Below are 19,337 nucleotides of genomic sequence, written 5' to 3' on the forward strand. Positions count from 1 at the left end.
GACCAGCAGACAGGTCGGCGCATCCGGGCCCCTCTCATCCTGCTGATCCTACTTATCTGATCTGAAAGGAACCTTATGGAATAATTGTTTTGCGAGGAGTGGACTATGCCAACGCCGGTGAAATTCCCCCGTCTCGGCGAGTCAGTTGCAGAAGGAACCGTCGCTGCCTGGCTCAAGCGCGAGGGTGACTATGTGGAAAAGGATGAAGCTTTAGCCGAGGTAGTGACTGACAAAGTGAATGCCGAGCTGCCCTCGCCGGTAGCTGGTCGCCTGGTCAAGATTCTGGTGCCCGCGGATCAAACGGTGCCCGTTGGAACTGCCATCGCCCTCATTGAGGAGGAGGGTGTAGGGAGTGCAACGGCAGAGGGAGAGGAGAGCGCGGCGTCAGAAGAGAAGACGGTCGCAGCACCTGCGGCAGCCGTGGCTGAGCATATGACTTCTGCAGCTGCAGTGCAGCGTGGCACCTCAGTGTTCTCTGTAGAGGCTGGGGCCGTGACGGCGGAGCCACACGATGGTCAGCAACCTGGCGAGCGTCAGCGCATTTCGCCCCTGGCGCGTCGCCTTGCTCGCGAGCATGGCATCGATCTCAATGAGATCAAGGGCACGGGCATCGGTGGGCGGGTGCGCAAAGAAGATATTCTGGCCTATCTGGAGCAGCGTCAGGCCCGTGTGCAGGCGCCCGCGGCTGCTGTGGCGGCCCAGCCCAGACCCGCAGCGGTTGCTCTCGAAAGCCCCGCTGCTGCCAGCGTCGCCAGAGGGCCAGAGCCAGCCGCCGGCGGGCCGGACGAAGAGGTCATTGTCCCCGACCGCATGCGCCTGGCCATTGCTGAGCACATGGTACGTAGCAAGCGCACGGCGCCTCATGCCACCACCGTCGTCGAGGTCGATATGACCGCTATTGCGCGCTGGCTGGAGCGCAACAAAGAGGAGTTCAAGCGTCGCGAAGGCTACAGCATCAGCTACGTGCCCTTTGTCATGAAGGCCGTCTGTGAGGGCATTCGCAAGGTTCCGCTAATCAACTCTACCTGGACCGAGGACAACCGCATCATCGTCAAGAAGCGTATCCATCTAGGGGTTGCGGTCGCCACTGATCATGGCCTGGTGGTGCCCACTATCCATGATGCTGACCAATATACCATTGCCGGCCTGGCGCGGCGTCTCAACGAGGTTGCCCAGCGAGCGCGCAGTAATCGCCTGACGGTGCAAGATCTTCAGGGAAGCACTTTCGTGGTCAATAACCCGGGGACCTTTGGTACAATACTATCGGTACCGATTATCAACCAGCCCCATGCGGCCATTCTCAGCATGGATGCCGTGGTCAAGCGTCCGGTTGTGACGGAGGACGATGCCATCGCTATTCGTTATATGATGTACCTCTGTCTCTCCTTTGACCATCGCATCCTTGATGGTGCGGGGGCTGCTGCCTTTCTGCAGGCCGTGCGGGCAAAGCTGCAGAGCTACGGGCCGGAGATCGACGTCTACTAAGGAAGGGCAGGGCTGCTGGTCTGGTGGCGCCTGGCCAGACCGAAAGAGAGGGAGGGGAGGGACCCCGCCCAGCGGGGCGGCAGCCAGTGGAGTAACAGAGAGCTGTCCGCCGGTGAGGTAAGAGCAGGTCGGCCAGGCCGGGGCAGAGCTGGCAGGGGCCCGCGAAGGAGCCAGTTGGCAGGCCTGGCCAAATGAAGCCAAGAGAGGAAGTAGAGGAACGATCATGGCGACCATTATCCCTGAGCGCCGTCCCTCGTGGTTGCGTGTGCGCCCGCCCGAGGGAGAGAGCTACGAAGAGATCAAGCGGCTCATGCGCAGCAAAGCGCTGCACACGGTTTGCGAAGAGGCGCGCTGTCCCAACATACGGGAATGCTGGGGGCATGGCACAGCCACCTTCATGATCTTGGGGCGTATCTGTACGCGTAGCTGTGGCTTCTGTGCCGTTGAGACGGGGCGACCCCTGGGAGTAGACTGGGCGGAGCCAAAGCGCGTAGCGGAAGCGGTCCGACAGATGGGGCTGCGCTATGCTGTGGTGACCTCGGTCAATCGCGACGAGCTGAAGGATGGAGGGGCGTCCATCTTCGCTGCTACCATTCGCTGGATTCGGCGTCTCAATCCTGGCTGCAAGGTCGAGGTGCTCACGCCCGATTTCAAGGGGGACTACGAGGCGCTCAAGGTAGTGATGGATGCCAAGCCCGATGTCTTCAACCACAACGTAGAAACGGTTCCACGCCTCTATCGCCGTGTGCGCCCCCAGGCGGTCTACCAGCGCTCGCTCCAGGTTCTCAAGTGGGCTAAAGAGCTGAATCCAACGGCCCCGACCAAATCGGGCTTTATGCTTGGGCTGGGTGAAACCTGGGATGAGGTGCTAGCCGTCATGCGCGACCTGCGGGCGCATGACGTTGATATTCTCACCATTGGTCAGTACCTGCGTCCCTCTTTCCAGCATCTGCCAATTCAGCGCTACGTACCTTTGGAAGAATTCGCCGCTCTTAAAGAGGAAGGCAAAAAGATGGGCTTCCGTCACGTGGAATCCGGCCCATTTGTGCGCAGCTCGTATCATGCCCATGAGCAGGCTGGGGAGGTACTGGAGTGAGCAGGCACCTGCGGGGAACAGGGGCTTATCTGGTTTATCGCTCTGGCACCTGGCTCGGGGATGAGCACAGAGCTTACGCTGATGGCAGGCTCTCTGTGGCGCTAGCCAGATTTCGTGGAGGGAGGGAAAGCCGCTCATGAAAGCACGGCTCAACGGCGTCCAGATCGCCTATGACGATCGTGGGGCAGGTCTGCCTGTGCTCTTTCTGCATGCTTTCCCGCTGAATCGCCGTATGTGGCAGAGCGAGATGGAGGGGCTGCTGCGGGAAGGTCGCTATCGCCTGGTGGCCCTCGACTGGCGTGGCTTTGGCGAAAGTGAGATTGATCGCGAGATCCTTACCATGGAGACGCTGGCCGACGATGTGGCCGCGCTGATGGACTGGCTGGGCATGGATGGCGCTGTGCTCTGCGGTCTATCGATGGGGGGCTATGTGGCCTTTGCCTTCCTGCGCAAGTATCCGCAGCGGGTCCGTGCTCTGATTCTGGCCGATACACGGCCTGAGCCTGATAGTGAGGAAGGAAAGGCCAATCGCGAGCAGTTGGCCCGTCTGGCCGAGACCCAGGGCGTCGAGGCAGTAGCTGACCTGCAGATCCCTCGTCTCCTGGCAGAGGAGACGCGCCGCCAGCGGCCCGAGATTGAGGCCCAGGTACGCCGCTTGATTGCGGCGGCAACGCCGCGCGGCATTGCCGCCGCCTCGCGCGGCATGGCGCAGCGCGCGGATGCTCGCGACCTGTTGCCCGCGATCCGCTGCCCGGTGCTGGTCATTGTGGGCGAGCAAGATCAGCTCTCGCCTCCCTCGCTGGCTCGTGAGTATGCGGCGCGCATCCCGCAGGCTCAACTGCAGGTCATTCCGCGGGCCGCTCATCTCTCCAATTTAGAGCAGCCGCAGGCCTTTCTTGATGCCGTTCGCTCTTTCCTGCGTTCTTCATTAACAGCTCAGTGAACAGGGTTGGACAATGGCCTGACCTGAGCGCTGGCGGGGGCAGGAGAGAAGAGTGCAGCAGGTGCCAGCGTCGGGCAGCGCGAACCCGCGGCCAGGGGATTTCTCTTCCGACGGTCAGCGCCGGTTGGTCCAGGGCTGAGCTCTAGCGCAGTGCGGGACAGGCGTGTTGCTATTTGTTGGTGTGCTATGGCAAGGGATACACAAGAAGCAATGGACGATGATTGTGATCGAAGTGAGGAACGTCAGCCAATCGTGCTGGTTGTGGACGACAATCCGGCTATCCGCGATATGGTAGCCTGGGCCCTAGAGCTGGATGGTTATGAGCCAGCAGAGGCAGCCGAGGGTCAGGAAGCCCTGGCCTGGGTTGATAATGCCGTGCGCGAGGGGCGCTATCCTGCGGTGATCTTGCTCGATCTCGCCATGCCCGGTATGGATGGCGCGACCTTCTTGCAGCGCCTGCGCTCCCAGTGGGAGCCTGCCTATCCTTTTCCTCAGATTGTGGTTGTCACCGCCGGCGCCGGTTTGACCACTGCTGCTGCTCTGGATGTCCAGCAGGTCATCGTAAAGCCCTTTCACGTTCGCGATCTGCTGGATGTCATCCGCCGTCTGACCGTCTGGGACGGGCAGACAGATATGCACCACAGGTGATGGTCGCCATCTTCCCTCCCCCCCGCGCTGCGCAGCGCGGGGGAAGGGACAAGGCTGAGAAGCAAGCGAGTAGATGGCCTGCGCTGCTCTGTCTCTCCCACCTGCCGACAAGAGTTGCCGCTCTTGCCACCATCTCAGATCATGTATCTTCATAGCAAAATACACTGCTCATCCCTAACCTTTCTTTTGCTGTTCTTGAATCCTAAGACTGCAGGGTTTCCTCTTTCTGCCCATATCGCTCTTGTGCGCCAGGTTGGAGCCGAAGGCGATAGGGCTGAGAGAGACGCTGTACCAGGGCAACGGCAGGAGCGGGGATCAGGCGAGGAAGCAGACGCCAAGCCGTTGCTGAGCTTGTTTCAAGACCAGCGCGGCTGGCGATCTGGTCTGCAAGCCAGGTGAGCAAAAGCGGCAGGAGCCAGGCCCCAGGACCACGCAGATAGGCCAGCTTGAAGCCAGGCAGGAAGGGCACAAAGGCCCCATGCAAGGCCCAGGCATAGGAGCTATAAAGCATCAGCATGGTCAGGCTGAGGAAGCGAAAAGGCAGCGGTCGACGCAGACCGGCCAGCCCCCTCCAGCGCACGAGCGTCAATGGCCAGCGCTTGCTATCGCCGCTTGCTTCCAGCAGAGCGTAAAGGCCAAAGAACGTGACCAGATACCAGGGCCAGAACCAGGGGGTACCAATGGCACAATAGAGGAGCCAGACTAGCGCCAGCCACTGGATCAGTCCCCTCACGCTTCTGATGCGCCAACTGTGGCGCAGTGCCCGCCAACAGAGCCAGAGGTAGCAGACTGCAAAGAGGCCCATGCTCAGCGTATGGGTCAGGTGCTCGCCCGGAGAGCCGATAATCGGAATCGTCACCTCAAAGTGGGAGACAATCACCGCATTGTAGAGTTGGCCGAGGCACTCGGCCAGCGTATTAATATTGCGCGAAGCTGAGGGATTGACGCGCAAGACTTCCAGCACAGCGCCGCCATCCCAAAATGGCGCATAGAGCAGCACAATGCAGCAGACGTAGAGCCCCGAACAAAAAGCCAGCTGAGAGAAGGACAGGCCCCGACTCCTGAGCAGCAACAACAGCCCAGGGAAAAGCAAGACCGTATTGATCTTCAAGCAGGCTGCCAGGGCCAGGAGCACAATCACTAAAGAGTAAAGAAGCAAAACAGGTTTGCCACGTACAAGAAGCCAGAGGCCAAGAAGGATTAAGAAAAGCAAAGTGCTATCGTTGTGAGCGTTAACGGCGGCCTCAAAGAGCAAGAGCGGATTCCAGGCGAAAGCCAGCGTAGCCAGGACTCGACGCTGCTGCCCATTCTGGGGCGCGTCTCGCTCTGGTTGCAAGAAGCCGCTGATAGACCAGATCAGCAGGGCTGAACCGAGGTGGGCGGCCAGGCCGAGCAGGCGCAACAGCAGGAGCGGAAGGACCAGGTTATTGGCCCCGGCCAGAGGCAGAGCCAGCCACTGCAGGAAGCAAGTGATCGCGGCCCAGGTAGGCCCATAGGCTGAAGGTTGGTCGATCCAATAAAGATAAGGATAGACTGCATCGTACTGGATCTGAGTGGGCAGTGTTGTAAGAGGATTCAAGTGGTAGATAACACCCATGCGCGCATAGATCAAATAAGAGAAGAGGTCTGGCGAGGTCACGACTGGGATCAGCGCGTAGAGCAGGCCAAGGGCTGTCGTTGAGAGCATGACATAACGACGGGAGATAAGGGTGGGCAGCTTGGCCAGCGCATAAAGGTAGAGAAGGAAGAGAGCAGTGAGGACAGCCAGAAAGAGGGCGATCTCAAGCCAGGCCAGCGGAGCCGAGGGGATCAGCGGATCGCTCGGGACTGGCTGGAGAGGAATAATGCTCCAGGTAGGAAAAAGAGCCTGGGTCGGCAAAAGCGACCAGGTGCCGGCCCGTGAGAGCAGCACATCATTGAACCAGAGACCACTCAGAGGGAGCACAGCATCCAGCAGTACGATGCCTAGAATCATCCCCCCAAAAACAGCAAACGGGAGAAGCCACCGACGCCTGCGAGGCGTCTCTCGTGGCTGCGTTAAGGTTTCTTCCCTGAACTCCTGGTGATCGGTGATAGCTCCTTCCGCCGTTCTCTGCTCAAGCGGCAATTCTACATTTCTCATCCCTATACTTACTACCCATCTATCACAGCTGATGCTGGTATAGCACGAATGGGCGGCAGCCTGCCTGCACGAAGGAAGGCCCTGCTTACGGGGCCTTCCTGGACAGCGAGAGGCACAGCTTCCCAACTTTCTTGAACGATTGATAGACTGGCACGGTGACGGGCCTGGCCAGATTCCCCCCAGGGGGCGGGCCATCTTCAGCAAACATGTAGCACTTCTTGAGGACATCTTGAGCTTTCTCTGCTAGCATGACAGGCATAGCCCGGCGAAAAACCTGTTGTTCTGGAAAGGATGCACGGGAGCGACCTGGCGTATGGAACAAGCAGCAAGCTCAAGCTATGAGCAACCAACATGGCCCCATCTGGCGGAGCAAGAGGCCCCACCGCCGGAGACCTCTCCGAGCCCGCCCTTGCGCTCTGAACGTCTGACGCGGCGGCGTCTCCTGGGACTGGCCGGGGTCGGCCTGGGAGCGACGGGTCTGCTTGCCGGCGGCCTCGCTGTGGAACAGCTATGGCAGCACAGCCATACAACCACCACCCTGGCTGAGCAGCAGCTTATCGGCCATCTCTTGCGGCGCGCCGGCTTTGGGGCCAGCCCTGACGAACTAGCCTTCTACCGTAACCTTGGCTTCACCGCTGCGGTTGATCGCCTGCTCAACTATCAACACATCTCTGATGCCGAGCTGGAACAGCGTCTGGCGGCCCTCCACCTCAATCTTGATCGGCCACAAGATCAGCAGCGCTGGTGGTTACTACGGATGGCCTGGACGCAGCGTCCCCTGCTCGAAAAGATGACGCTCTTCTGGCATGGTGTGCTCACCAGTAGCTTCCGCAAGGTTGGTGGCCCACGCTTCTACCGGCGGATGATTATCCAAAACCAATTTTTACGTGAGCACGCCTTCGATACCTTCGACAATATCTTGCTGGGCATCACCAGCGACCCGGCCATGCTCTTCTACCTTGATCTCACCAAGAGCACGCGCAATGCTCCCAACGAAAACTATGCGCGCGAGCTGATGGAGCTTTTCACCATTGGACTGGGCCACTACACTCAGCAAGATGTGACCGAAGGGGCAGCGGCCCTGAGCGGCTGGCATGTACGTGGCTTTTCTGCCTATTATAATCCCGCCAGTCACAGCAACCGTCTCAAGCATTTCCTGGGGCATAGCGGCAACCTGGATTACCGCGATGTCATCGCGATTCTGGCCAATCATCCAGCCACTCCCTGGTTTCTGGCGCGCAAGCTCTTCAGCTTCTTCGTCTACGAGAATCCAAGCACAGAGGACCTTCAGCCGCTAGTCGATGCCTATCAGCAGAGCAAGCACAATATAGGAGCGGTCATGCGGGCCCTCCTGCTCTCACCGCAGTTTCGCTCAGCGAAGGCCTACCGCAGCCGCCTCAAATCTCCGGTTGAATTTGCGGTTGGGGCCTACCGGGCTTTGGGCATCCAGGACGATGCGGCCCTCCTACCCCAGCTCACTACGCTCATGGGACAAACCGTCTTTGATCCCCCTAATGTTGCGGGCTGGCCTGGCGACAAGGTCAGCGCTTTCTGGCTCAATAGTGGTACATGGATGACGCGTCTCAACTACGTCGATCTCCTTCTGAGGCGCGGCCTGGGCCGCAGTGCCGCACGTCCGCTTGATCTGCAAGCCATCATCGAGAAAAATCAGCTCGCCTCACCCGAGGCCTTTGTCGACTACTTTGCCGCCTTCCTGCTCGATGGCCAGCTTGCCAGCGACCGACAGGCCCAGCTCGTCAGTTATCTCACTTCGCCAGCTACTGGGCCACAAGCGAGCGTGACCTTTGCCAATGGCAAAGCCTATCCGCTCAGCCGTGTGCGAGGCACCCTTTACTTGCTCCTGGCCTCGCCCGAGTATCAGCTGAACTAACGACGATGGAAGGAAGCAGGCGACCTGCAGATCTGCGCCGCACCTGGCTGGCAGCGGCAGGCGCCCGCCCAGTGAAGCGGGAGGAAAAGCGATGACCCTATCTCGGCGTGCACTCATCAAAGATGGGATGCTTGTCGTAAGCGCCGGCATGATCATGCCCTCAGTCTTCAGCCGGGCCGTGCTCTCAGCGCGCGCCCAAGCCAAGGAGGGGGTGCGATTGGCTCAGGCGGCCAGCGAGCGCACCCTTATTGTCGTACAATTGGCCGGGGGCAACGATGGCCTGAACACCGTCATCCCCTATACAGACAGCCACTATTACCAGATGCGCCCAACACTGGCCATCAAAGAAGCGCAAGTACTGCCACTTGATCAGCGGCTGGGCTTGCATCCAGAGATGACGGGCTTTAAAAAGCTCTGGGAAGCAGGACACCTGGCTATCGTTGAAGGCGTAGGCTATCCTAATCAAAGCCTCTCGCACTTCCAGGCGATGGATATCTGGCAGACCCTTGATCTCAGCGGCAACGGGCGCGAGGGCTGGCTAGGCAAGCTCGTCGCCGGTCTCGTTGATCAGGAGGGCCATCCCTTTAAAGCGCTTGACATTGGCAGCCAAACCGCTCTTGCTCTCTCATCGCTCAACGCGCAGGTGCCAACACTGGCCAGCCTGAATCAGTACCGCATCAATGCTGACCCGCAGGATCGCGATGGCGGCGCCTCACGACTGCAGGCGCTCCTCAAACTCTACAATTCCTACCCGCGAAGCGCCCCCTATGCTGCCCTCCTGGAGGCGACGGCTCTCAGTGCTCAAGAGGGGGCCCGTCGCCTGCACCAGTCAGCCAATGCCTACAAGCCCGCCGTAGCCTATCCCCAGGGGCCTTTTGCCGAGGGACTCAAGATCCTGGCGGAAGCCATTGTCAACGACCTGGGCCTGCGTGTCGGCTATATTACCCTGGGCGGCTTCGATACCCACGCCAATCAGCAAGAGACCCATGCCCAGCTTGTCAAAACCCTCTCCGAGGGCCTCTATGCCTTCTACACAGATCTTGCGCTGCACGGCAAAGCCGACCAGGTCGTGATCATGACCTGGTCGGAGTTTGGGAGGCGTGTCGAAGAAAACGGCAGCCTGGGCACCGATCACGGAACAGCGGCGCCAATGTTCATCGTTGGGAGCGCTGTCAACCGCGGTATCTTTGGAGAGCCACCATCGCTCACGAACCTGGATGATAATGGCAACCTCAAATACACCGTTGACTTTCGCTCTGTCTATGCCACCGTGCTAGAACGTTGGATGGGAGCCTCAGCGCGCGATGTACTCGGTGGCTCCTTCGACACACAAAATTTCCTACCAGCCTCTTGAAGAGATTCTAGCCTCAACCGCCGCTGGTTCTCCTCCTGAACGGCGACAAGCCAGCGGCCAGGATAGCCTTCTCCTGGCTGCTGGCTACGCTGGCAGGGCAGTCAGCAGCGCCGTGCTGGGGGCGGATCAGCCCCTCCAGAGCCGCCTGACACGCCCTCTCGGATCTTTGCTATAATATGAACCGGTTGATCTAACTCTCGCAGTCAGGAGTACCATCGTCAAGATGTCTGATGATTTCAAGGATGAGGGGTATCCGCAGCGGCGTGAGCTGTGGATTACACTGGGCATAGTGGTGCTTGTGATGCTGATCGTCCTGGTTGGTCTCATGGCCTATAGCCACTTACCGCGGGCTGGAGGGAATAGTAACGATGCGCTAACGGCCCTCACTCCCACACCGGCGCAGAACAACCCGATAGCATCCATCGAATTGAATCGATCCTTCTCCTATAGCGGGGTCAACCTGACAGTGACCCGCGTTGGCGAAGCGGGCAGCTACTCTGATGACCAAAAGCATCAGGGCAAGTATGTCGTCCGGGTCTATCTGGATGTGCAAAATCCCGGCGAGTCACCTGTAGGGATCGACTACCAGGCCCTGGCGCGCCTGGTGCTTCCCGACGGCACCCAGATAGCTCCCCAGCTAATTACCATCCCTCCCGTTGTCCTGCCTGGTCAAAAGCAAACAGGCTATATTGATTTCCCTGTCAATCAGCAACTGGATCTTTCCACCCTTTCGCTGCATCTTGGCAAGAAAGCGCAGGTGCTCTTCTCCTGATGGATTTTCCAGACGAGCTTGAGGAAGAGCAAGACCAGGAACCAGAAGAGCGAGGGAGCGATGAGCTACTCGCCTCGGATGAACTGCGTCTACCGGAGGGAGCCAGCTTCCTTGTGCGCTTGCACGCCGTTAGAGCCTGGCTGGCGCGCCGACGCGAGGAAGCGAGGTTAGCCGTAGGCGAGGCGGCGCTGCAGCTCCAGGAGCTAGCTCGGACGCAGGAGGGCTGCTCGCGCCTGCGCCGCCGCGAATTAGAACAGCAAGCGCGCTTGCTGCAACAGGCCCGCGAGGAGCTGGAGAACGCCAATCGCCGTCTCCAGGCCTACGATGAAGCGGCAACCCTGCTGGAAGAGGTTGTCGACCACATTAGTGGCCAGCGGGTCCTTGTTGAATATTACCTGACCCTCAGCGAGTTAATCGAACGCGAAGCAGGAGCCGCGTCCTCACCCGCAGAGAGAGAGCGAATCATCGATCACTCGCCGCGGCTCCAGACTCTGCAAGCGGTGCTGCAACGTGTCGAACGGGTAAGCCTGCCTGCAGAAGACGACTGAATCACTGCCAGCCAAGCCGACCTGATGCGCGCCAAAAGAGCGCGCCTGGCTGAACGTGAGAGAAACCAACCAGCCAGGCACTGTGGCTAAGGAGCATGGCATTGGCTCCCGGATCACCCACAGCTAGCTGATCAGGCGAAGAGAGACGAGCATCTCCCCATGAGGGGGGAGAGCTCGTCTCTCTTGCTTGCTCACTGAAGGCCAGTCTACAGCCTTACTTGCAGAAGTCTGCGTCTCCCTCGCCGGGGAAACCCAGCGCGCATTGTCAACCAGTCAGCAAAGCGCGCCTTACAAAGCGGGCAAGCCTCCCAGAACTCAGGCCAACTCCTCCATGAGCGGCTCCTTGGGCAAAGCGGCTAGCCCTTCCTCTTCATAATCGGCAGGCTGCGTATTGTCCTTGCCCGAAGGGATGCCGAGCGCCCGGAACACCGGCGTCAGAATCAGCGTGAGCACCAGATTAACCAGCAGCGAATAGACAGCGATATAGGCAGCAATCTTCACGTTACCGAGGGAGATCGTGAAGACCGACGAAGCGAAATTATTCGCCACGGCCATCCAGGTGCCAGTAATCATGCCACCGGCCCAACCGACAATCATCGCCCAGCGATGCATCCAGTTGGTATAGAGACCCAGGAAGACCGGCGGCAGCGTCTGAATAATCCAGACCCCGCCCAGCAACTGGAAGTTAATAATGTCGGTAGCGGGGACCAGCAGGATAAAGAGCAGGGCGCCGAACTTCACCACAAGCGAAACCACCTTTGCCACCGTCGACTCCTCGCGGTCGGAGCAATTCGGGCGGAAATACTCCTTGTAGATATTGCGCGTAAAGAGATTGGCGGCGGCAATCGACATCACTGCCGCAGGGACCAGGGCGCCGATCGAGATGGCCGCAAAGGCAAAGCCTGCGAACCAGTCGGGGAAAGCCCAGCTCATCAACGAAGGAACGGCACCATTCGCCTTATAGCTCTGGAAAGATGGCTGACTTGTAACCCCAGTGCCGGCGGCAATGGCCATATAACCGAGCAAAGCCAGCAAGCCCAGCATCAGCGAATAAAGAGGCAGGAGCGCAGCGTTGCGCTTCACCACCTGGCGGCTGCTGCTACTGAGCACCCCCGTCATGGCATGAGGGTAGAGGAAGAGAGCGAGGGCCGAGCCGAGGGCCAGAGTCGCATAGGCCATCTGAGCCTGGGGAGTCGTCAACAGATCACGGAAATTCGTCCCCTGGGCAATAGCGTTCAGATGCTTGGTATGAGCCGCAGCGAAAATATGATCGAAGCCGCCCAGCTTAATGGGGATCACGATGATCGCCGCGATCATGACCGTAAAGATCATCAGATCCTTGACCAAAGCGATCATCGCAGGCGCGCGGAGGCCGCTAGTATACGTGTAGGCAGCCAGAATAAGGAAGGCAATAATCAGGGCCGCCTCGACCGGGATACCCATCTGAGCGATCGAAACCTCGATCCCAAACATCTGAAGCGCGATATACGGCATCGTCGCCAGAATACCGGTGAAGGCCACCACGAGGGCGAGAGTACTGCTCCCAAAGCGGTCGCGCACAAAGTCCGAAGCCGTGATATAGCCATGCTTCTTGGCAACGCTCCAGAAGCGTGGCATCAGCAAATAGACCAGGGGATAGGCCACAATCGTGTAGGGGACAGCAAAGAAGCCAGTGGCCCCACTGTTGAACATCAGGCCTGGCACTGCAACGAAGGTGTAGGCCGTATAGAGGTCACCACCAAGCAGGAACCAGGTAATCACGGTCCCGAAGCGTCGACCCGCTAGCCCCCACTCATTGAGCAGGCTCAAGTCACCGCGCCGCCAGCGGGCAGCGACAAAGCCAAGCACAGTGACAAGAATGAAGAAGACAATGAAGACGCTGAGAGCAACAACATTGACCATTGCAGTCTTTCCTTTCCCGGCAGGCATTGCATCACCGTGCAATGCGGCAATCCGTTGCACTGATGCTCGAACAACGCTGTTCTGCGAGCCACGTGCGACGTTGGCTCAGGCTTTCAGCCAGTAGACGATAGCTGTGACCAGCGCGCCGAGAATGGTCCAGAGTAACTGGTACCAGTAAAAGAACGGGATGCCGATGAACTCCGGCTGATAGGAGTTGTAGAGAAAGGGTAGCAGGGTGGCAATGAAGGGGATGATGAGCAGGAGAAGAGGCCAGCGTCTCTTCTCGGTACGGGTAACCATAGGCTGTCACTCCTTTGCAGCAGATGATGTGATCCCCGCAGCGCCTTGGGAGACGGTTGAAAACCTGGCACGGCCTGCGCGGTCTGGCGAGGTCCCTCCTCCTTGGCCGATAGCAAAAGCCAGCGCATGGGCATGAGACAGAGGGCTTAGAAGCCTCTACCTCATCGACTGGCTGGCTCGCTCAGGCACTCCACTCGCTTGCACTGGCCTCCGCCGTGACCGCCCTCGTGTGCCCCCTTGCACATGGCTGGCCCGACTAGGTGAAACTGGCGTGTCTCTCTGTCTGTACTGTTGCTGGACCCGGCAACCGACACGCACAGTGCTGACTGGTATGCTATAATCGTACGCAATAAAGGTCGAAAAGTCAACCCGCCCTTGAAACTAGTCATTCGGACAACCGTCCCTTATGCCCCTCGCTTCACTTCCCTCCTCGACGAAGCAGATTGGTATGATTGGAGCAGCATGGCCGATCTTCCCAAAGCTAAGAAGTATAATAATATAAAGGTAGCATTACTTGATGGTACACTGATCTGTTAAGCTCTTCCTGGGTGTGCGTCATATACAATAGAAAAGGATATAAAAAGAAAGGCAGATATTCAGTTCATGAGCGAAGCTCAGACGAAAGAGAGCGCATGGGAGGTCGAGGAGCGGGAGCTGCGTGGGGCGGCGCTGCCGGAAGGCTCGATCATCCTTGGCGGGCGCTATCGTCTGATCCGCCTGCTGCATCAGCGTCCGCGTGTTCACCTCTACCTGGCCAGGCGTCTATCGGGAAGGCGGGAGCGTATCCAGTACAGCGAAGAGCCGGAGCCGCTGGTAGCGGTGCGTGAGTTACTGCTCGGGGGGCTCAGCGCTCGCGAGCGCATGCAGATTGAGCGTGCAGCCTATGAAGAATTTGCCTCGTTCACGCTTCTCGCCTCGCCGCGGTTGCCTGAAGCTGGTGACCGCCTGCGAGTAGAAGGGGACCGCCACTACCTTGTGCAACAGCTCGTGGGACTGCGCCAGGCCCGCGACCTGGAAGTGATGACGTTGGCTGATCTACTGCTGAGTGATCTGCGTTGGCCGGACTGGCTCGACCTGGAAATCGCGCTTTCCTGGAGCATTCAGCTTGCTCGTTTGGTGGCGCGCCTGCATCGTCTTGGCTGCATCCTTGGCGACCTTGACCCGACCACTGTCCTGATTGATGGCGAAGGGCGCGCCCCCTGGTCGCCGACGCTGCTTGTATCCTGGCCGCCGCCGCCAGTCTTCTGGCAGGCAACCGTAGGCGCGCCGCAGCTTGCCGTCGAGCAGTATCGCCAGCTTTTCCCGCTGCCTGCGCCCTCAGCGGCCAATCCCTTTGTGGCTCCCGAGGTCTTTTCTGGTCAGTGTGACGAGCGCTCCGATGTCTACTCTCTAGGGGCAGTGCTTTACCTGCTGTGCACCCATTACGCTCCTATCACCGCCACTCATCGCCAGTTGGCCGAGATCCTCGATGATGAGGAGATAGGGGCCGAGGTTCCTGATCCACTGGAGCCATTACCCGTGCCCGAAGGGCTGGCACTCGTGCCACCGCACTTGCTGAATGCCCATCTTCCCCTTGCTGTTGAAGATATCCTCTTGCGAGCTTTGGCGCTAGACCCTGAGCAACGCTATCCCTCAGCCTTTGCCCTGGTGGAGGAGCTGGAAGCCCTCGACCTGCATCGTCTGGGGGCCTGGCGTTATCGGCCAGGCGTGCTATCGCGCTGCCTTGGCAGGCTCTCTGCCTTCCTACGCCGCTGTACTGGCGCTCATCGCCTGGCCTAGCCTGGTCTGGCCTGGCCACAGCCGCTCTGCCTGGCGGCCTTCCTGTCCGCTATAACCTCGTCTGAGACTGGCTCTGAGCCGCCCATTTGCCACTTAGACGTTGACGAGGAGGCCGGACGGAGGCGACTGCCACTGTCTTTCCCTCTCTTGCCCGGCTGCGTTCTCCCCCGTTGGGCTTGCCGCCTCTCCTCATGCGAGCGGCCTCCCTCCCATCATGCTGCGCCTGGCTTCAGCAACAAGAACCGCCCCGAGTCCACCTGGTGCCCTGCCTGCCTACCTGTTAAGCCGGCTTCTCGGGTACTACACTGTGACTGTCCTGCTCTCCCTGGCCAGCCAGGTGCCGATTGGGCGCAGCGCTCTCTCCTGGCAAAGGAGCGTCACGCCTGAGCCGAAGGTGGCGAGCAAGGAAATGGTATCATAGAGAGAAGGTCGGAGTAGCATTCGTCTTGCCCTAGTAGCGCCGGCTGTTCTCCGAGCAGCGGGCGAGCGAAGGAGAGGACACACCTATCATGAGCACAGTGCGCCTGAGACGTAGCGAACTGTCAACGCCGGCCAGCAATGTGCGCATGCTGCAGAAGGCGGCGGCTAGCCAGGCTGATCTTGTCATGCTGGATCTGGAGGATTCCGTCTCCCCGACCGAGAAAGACAAAGCACGAGCGCAAGCCATTGAAGCTCTGCGCACACTGGATTGGGGCGGCAAAACCCGAGCAGTGCGGATCAACGATCTTGACAGCGAATATGCCTATCGTGACATAATTGCGCTCGTTGAGGAGGCGGGAGAACACCTTGACATCCTGATCGTGCCCAAGGTCAAACGCGCACGTGATGTCTGGTGGATTGATCGCTTGCTAACCCAGATCGAGAAGCGCTGCAAGCTGACGCGGCCCATTGGCCTGGAAGTCTTGATTGAAGAGACAGAGGCCCTGATCAATGTCGAAAAGATTGCCCGGGCGAGCCCACGTCTGGAGGCCCTGATCTTTGGCCCCGCCGACTACGCAGCCTCCCAGGGCATCGATCTCAAGTATATCGGCAATGACTTCGACACCTACCCGGGTGACCTCTGGCATTATGCGCGCAATAAAATTGTCATTGCGGCCCGAGCGGCTGGCCTCGAAGCCATCGACGGCCCCTACGTCAACATTCGCAATCTTGATGGCTACCGGCGCGAGTGCCTCCGAGCGAGCGTACTAGGCTTCAGCGGCAAATGGGCCATTCATCCCGAGCAGATCCCCATCGCTAACGAAATCTTCTCGCCTGTACCCGAGCAAGTGGCCCAGGCAAGGCGGCTGGTGGCCCTCTACGAGGAAGCCCAGCGCGCCGGCCAAGGCGCCATCGAAATCGATGGCCGCATGATCGATGTGGCCCTGGTGCGTAATGCCCGCCAGCTCATCGCCCGCGCTGAGTTGTTGGGCCTCTAGCGAACCATCCAGGGAAGGAAGGCAGGCACGGCCCTGCAATCCAGCGCAGGCGGATAAGCTACTCTGAGAGCCTGCTGTCTGCTTGGCTGGCTGCCGGTGCCTGCCTCTGCTCCGCCTTATGTATACCGGGCGGATGAACCTGAACCGACTGGGAACAGCGCTGGCTGCCAGGCTAAACGCTGGTGCCATCGCGTCCTCGCTCGATCTGCTCGCGAATCTGACGCTGCAGCTCCTCATCCAGGGCGCGCGTTGGTACCAGCACGCGCCGTCGATAGGAGAGTACCTTTTCCCCGCGCTGATTATAGGCGACCGTCTCGACAGTGACAATGCCGCGATCCGGCTTGCTCGTCGACAGCCGCTTATCGAGGACGCGCGACTCAGCATAAATTGTATCGCCGTGGAAGGTCGGGGCCAGGTGCTTGACCTCCTCAAATTCAAGATTGGCGATCGCTTTCCCGCTCACGTCAGGCACTGACATCCCAAGCACGATGCTGAAAACCAGGGCCCCTACGACCAACCGCTGCTTATGTTGCGTGTGCGCAGCATAATTAGCATCGATATGCAGCGGATTATGGTTCATGGTCAACATGCAGAAGAGCATATCGTCATACTCGGTGATAGTGCGCCCCGGCCAATGTTTATAGACATCGCCGACCTCAAAATCCTCATAGCAGCGACCGAAAGACATAATGCTTCTCTCCTTCTAAGTGCTAGCCAGTGAGCAGGGGAACGAACCGTTAGCTGTCGAGCGCATAACGCTGCAGAAGCTGACGAGCGATGATCAAGCGCTGGATCTCGCTGGTTCCTTCACCGATTAACATGAAAGGAGCGTCGCGATAGTAGCGCTCGACGTTGAACTCCTTGACGTAGCCGAAACCGCCGTGGATGCGCAGCGCCTCCAAAGTCACGCGCTGACACATCTCGGTAGCGAACAGTTTGGCCATACCCGTTTCGAGATCGCAGCGTCCGCCGGCGTCCTTTTTGCGGGCCGCCTCATGGAGCAGCAAGCGGGCGGCCTCGATCTCCGTATACATATCGGCGAGCTTCAGCTGAATTGCCTGATGTTCAGCGATAGGGCGCCCGAAAGTACGGCGCTGCTGAGCGTAGCGGATCGCGTCCTCGAAGGCGGCGCGGGCCAGGCCCACGGCCCGAGCGGCCACATTGAGACGCCCAATCTCCAGGCCACTCATAGCCTGCTTGAAGCCCTGGCCCTCAATGCCCCCGAGCAAATTGGCCGCAGGGACACGCACCTCCTCAAAGACCAGCTCAGCGGTATCCACGCCTTTATAACCCAGCTTCTCGAAAGTGCGACCCACGTGCAGACCCGGCGTCTCCTTCTCGACCAGAAAGAGGCTCATGCCGCGATAAGGAGGCTGAGCCTGGGGATCGGTGCGCGCCAACACGGCCAGGACGCTGGCGTGGACCCCATTGGTCACCCACAGCTTCGCCCCATTGAGGACATAGTCGTCACCTGCGCGCACAGCCGTCATACGGATGGCCTGCACATCGCTGCCGGCCTCCGCCTCCGAGAGACAGAGGGCGCCCCGGCGCCTCCCTTCGGCCATCACCGGCAGAAAGCGCTGGCGCTGCTCTTCAGTCCCATACTGGGCAATCAGCGCAGCCACCAGCACGTGCGTATTGAGCACGCCCGCCAGACTCATCCAGCCGCGAGCCAGCTCCTCGACGAGCTGAACATAGGTTAGCAGATCCAGGCCCAGACCGCCGTAGGCCTCGGGGAGAGTCGCCGCAAAGAGACCGAGCTGTCGCAGCTCTTCGATCAGCTCGCTCGGATAGCGGTCCTCGTGTTCCAGCCGCTGGGCAACTGGTAACACTGCCCGCTCCACAAAGCGCCTGACCTCGGCAACCAGCAGGCGCCGCTCCTCGTCGGAGCGTGATGGCATCTCCATTGATGGGCCTCCTTTGCATGCGCATGAATGCACGACACTACAGTAGAGTCACGGCTCCACGGAGCCAAACCGGCGCTCGCTCTCTAGCAGACGGCAGCAGATCAGACGACCAGGCAAACACGCAGCGGTCGGCGCTAGGAGCGAGGGGGTTCCTGCTTGCGCAGCCGCTTATCGGCATGCTGCAAGAGAAAGAGCTTAAAAGCGCGCGCTGTAGCAGACAGGTTCTTATCCTTCAGGTGCACAATGCGCCACTGACGAATAATCGGGAAGCCCTCGACATCGAGAATGACCAGGCGGCCCGTCTCCAGCTCCATATCGATGGCCACTCGCGAGATCAGGGCGATTCCCAAACCGGCGGCCACGCCCTGCTTAATGGCACTGTTATTCCCTACCTGCATGGCCACCTTCAGAGGGACGCCGGCCTCCTGAAAGAGACCCTCTAAGGCGGCGCGCGTGCCCGAGCCGACTTCACGCAGTAGGAACGTCTCGCGCGTTACCTCCTCGAATGGCACCTTGCTGCGCCCTGCGAGCCGATGCGTTGGGGCCGCAACTAATACTAGCTCGTTAAAGGCAAACGGTTCGATGACCACCGGGATATCGTCAGGTACCCGCCCGACCACGGCAATGTCAATGCGATTGTTGGCCAGCGCCTCCACCACGGCAGCGCGGTTGAGCACGTTCAAGGTAATCTCTACCTCGGGATACATCTGATGGAACTTGCCAAGCAGGCGCGGAATGACATAAGAGCCGACCGTCGTATCAGCAGCCACGCTGAGCCGCCCATAGTGGGGGCTGCGCAGCGACTCGATCACCTCTAGAGCCTCCTCGATCACAGAGAAAATCTTCTGGCTGTAGAGATACAGCTCCTCGCCGGCCTGCGTCAGATGAGTCTTGCGCCCAATCTGATCGAAGAGCTTGACGCCTAGACTCTCTTCAAGTTGACGAATCTGGGCAGAGACGGCAGGTTGGCTGAAATGGAGTTCCTCAGCGGCACGAACGAAGCTACAATGTTTGGCGACCACTTGGAACGTTGCGAGCTGATGCAGATTGAGCGTGCGCATGGGGTCTCCTGGCAAGGAAATGGAAATTCTACAAAATAGGTGACAGGTGCAGAAAATATAGATACACAGATGCTTGCCCTTTGTTGTTTATTTATTATCTTAGAAGAAAAG

The 19,337-nt window shown here is 59.4% G+C and carries 16 protein-coding genes; 10 read left to right on the plus strand and 6 right to left on the minus strand.

Annotated elements, in window-relative coordinates; translation table 11 throughout:
- The first annotated feature begins 105 nt into the window (after positions 1-105).
- From AC6H1L_RS15620 to AC6H1L_RS15635, 4 genes are all read left to right on the plus strand, one after another.
- Complete coding sequence (locus tag AC6H1L_RS15620) at positions 106-1,485, plus strand: dihydrolipoamide acetyltransferase family protein (RefSeq protein ID WP_497598412.1); 1,380 nt, start codon at positions 106-108, stop codon at positions 1,483-1,485.
- Between the two features lie 223 nt (positions 1,486-1,708).
- Positions 1,709-2,581, plus strand: a complete 873-nt coding sequence (lipA, locus tag AC6H1L_RS15625) for a lipoyl synthase (protein WP_497598413.1) — start codon at positions 1,709-1,711, stop codon at positions 2,579-2,581.
- A 136-nt stretch (positions 2,582-2,717) separates the two neighbouring features.
- On the plus strand, positions 2,718-3,524 hold the full coding sequence (locus AC6H1L_RS15630) for an alpha/beta fold hydrolase (RefSeq protein ID WP_497598414.1): 807 nt from the start codon (positions 2,718-2,720) through the stop codon (positions 3,522-3,524).
- A gap of 210 nt (positions 3,525-3,734) precedes the next feature.
- Positions 3,735-4,172, plus strand: coding sequence for a response regulator (locus AC6H1L_RS15635; protein ID WP_497598415.1), 438 nt, complete (start codon positions 3,735-3,737; stop codon positions 4,170-4,172).
- 202 nt (positions 4,173-4,374) lie between these two features.
- Here AC6H1L_RS15635 and AC6H1L_RS15640 read toward each other — a convergent pair whose 3' ends face one another.
- Positions 4,375-6,294 carry an MptA/MptB family glycosyltransferase gene (locus AC6H1L_RS15640; RefSeq protein WP_497598416.1) on the minus strand — a complete coding sequence of 640 codons (1,920 nt, stop codon included), beginning with the start codon at positions 6,292-6,294 and terminating at the stop codon, positions 4,375-4,377.
- 313 nt (positions 6,295-6,607) lie between these two features.
- On the opposite strand from AC6H1L_RS15640, the gene AC6H1L_RS15645 reads away from it, so the two are divergent.
- The 4 genes from AC6H1L_RS15645 (at position 6,608) to AC6H1L_RS15660 (ending at position 10,859) form a co-directional block, all read left to right on the plus strand.
- Positions 6,608-8,185 (plus strand): DUF1800 domain-containing protein, encoded by a 1,578-nt coding sequence (locus AC6H1L_RS15645; protein ID WP_497598417.1) that lies wholly within the window; start codon positions 6,608-6,610, stop codon positions 8,183-8,185.
- A gap of 91 nt (positions 8,186-8,276) precedes the next feature.
- The gene (locus tag AC6H1L_RS15650; protein WP_497598418.1) at positions 8,277-9,539 is read left to right on the plus strand and encodes a DUF1501 domain-containing protein; all 1,263 of its coding nucleotides are present in this window, start codon (positions 8,277-8,279) and stop codon (positions 9,537-9,539) included.
- Positions 9,540-9,762: 223 nt separating this feature from the next.
- Positions 9,763-10,311 carry a hypothetical protein gene (locus AC6H1L_RS15655; RefSeq protein ID WP_497598419.1) on the plus strand — a complete coding sequence of 183 codons (549 nt, stop codon included), beginning with the start codon at positions 9,763-9,765 and terminating at the stop codon, positions 10,309-10,311.
- On the plus strand, positions 10,311-10,859 hold the full coding sequence (locus AC6H1L_RS15660; protein ID WP_497598420.1) for a hypothetical protein: 549 nt from the start codon (positions 10,311-10,313) through the stop codon (positions 10,857-10,859). The genes AC6H1L_RS15655 and AC6H1L_RS15660 overlap by 1 nt, the downstream gene beginning before the upstream one ends.
- Positions 10,860-11,174: 315 nt before the next feature.
- On the opposite strand, the gene mctP is transcribed toward AC6H1L_RS15660, so the two are convergent.
- Together mctP and AC6H1L_RS15670 are read right to left on the minus strand one after the other, a co-directional pair.
- Positions 11,175-12,761, minus strand: coding sequence for a monocarboxylate uptake permease MctP (gene mctP / locus AC6H1L_RS15665; protein WP_497598421.1), 1,587 nt, complete (start codon positions 12,759-12,761; stop codon positions 11,175-11,177).
- Between the two features lie 105 nt (positions 12,762-12,866).
- Positions 12,867-13,061: a DUF3311 domain-containing protein gene (locus tag AC6H1L_RS15670; RefSeq protein WP_112428711.1), complete on the minus strand. Its 195-nt coding sequence runs from the start codon at positions 13,059-13,061 to the stop codon at positions 12,867-12,869.
- 603 nt (positions 13,062-13,664) lie between these two features.
- Here AC6H1L_RS15670 and AC6H1L_RS15675 point away from each other — a divergent pair.
- Positions 13,665-14,840, plus strand: a complete 1,176-nt coding sequence (locus AC6H1L_RS15675; protein WP_497598422.1) for a protein kinase family protein — start codon at positions 13,665-13,667, stop codon at positions 14,838-14,840.
- Between the two features lie 509 nt (positions 14,841-15,349).
- On the plus strand, positions 15,350-16,258 hold the full coding sequence (locus AC6H1L_RS15680; RefSeq protein WP_497598423.1) for an HpcH/HpaI aldolase/citrate lyase family protein: 909 nt from the start codon (positions 15,350-15,352) through the stop codon (positions 16,256-16,258).
- 172 nt (positions 16,259-16,430) lie between these two features.
- Here the strand turns inward: AC6H1L_RS15680 and AC6H1L_RS15685 are convergent, their stop codons facing one another.
- The 3 genes from AC6H1L_RS15685 to AC6H1L_RS15695 form a co-directional block, all read right to left on the minus strand.
- The gene (locus tag AC6H1L_RS15685) at positions 16,431-16,946 is read right to left on the minus strand and encodes a MaoC family dehydratase (protein WP_497598424.1); all 516 of its coding nucleotides are present in this window, start codon (positions 16,944-16,946) and stop codon (positions 16,431-16,433) included.
- A 49-nt stretch (positions 16,947-16,995) separates the two neighbouring features.
- The gene (locus AC6H1L_RS15690; protein WP_497598425.1) at positions 16,996-18,165 is read right to left on the minus strand and encodes an acyl-CoA dehydrogenase family protein; all 1,170 of its coding nucleotides are present in this window, start codon (positions 18,163-18,165) and stop codon (positions 16,996-16,998) included.
- A gap of 134 nt (positions 18,166-18,299) precedes the next feature.
- Positions 18,300-19,226, minus strand: a complete 927-nt coding sequence (locus tag AC6H1L_RS15695; RefSeq protein ID WP_322480893.1) for a LysR family transcriptional regulator — start codon at positions 19,224-19,226, stop codon at positions 18,300-18,302.
- Positions 19,227-19,337: the final 111 nt, after the last annotated feature.

The sequence above is a fragment of the Thermogemmatispora argillosa genome (genome assembly GCF_059696725.1).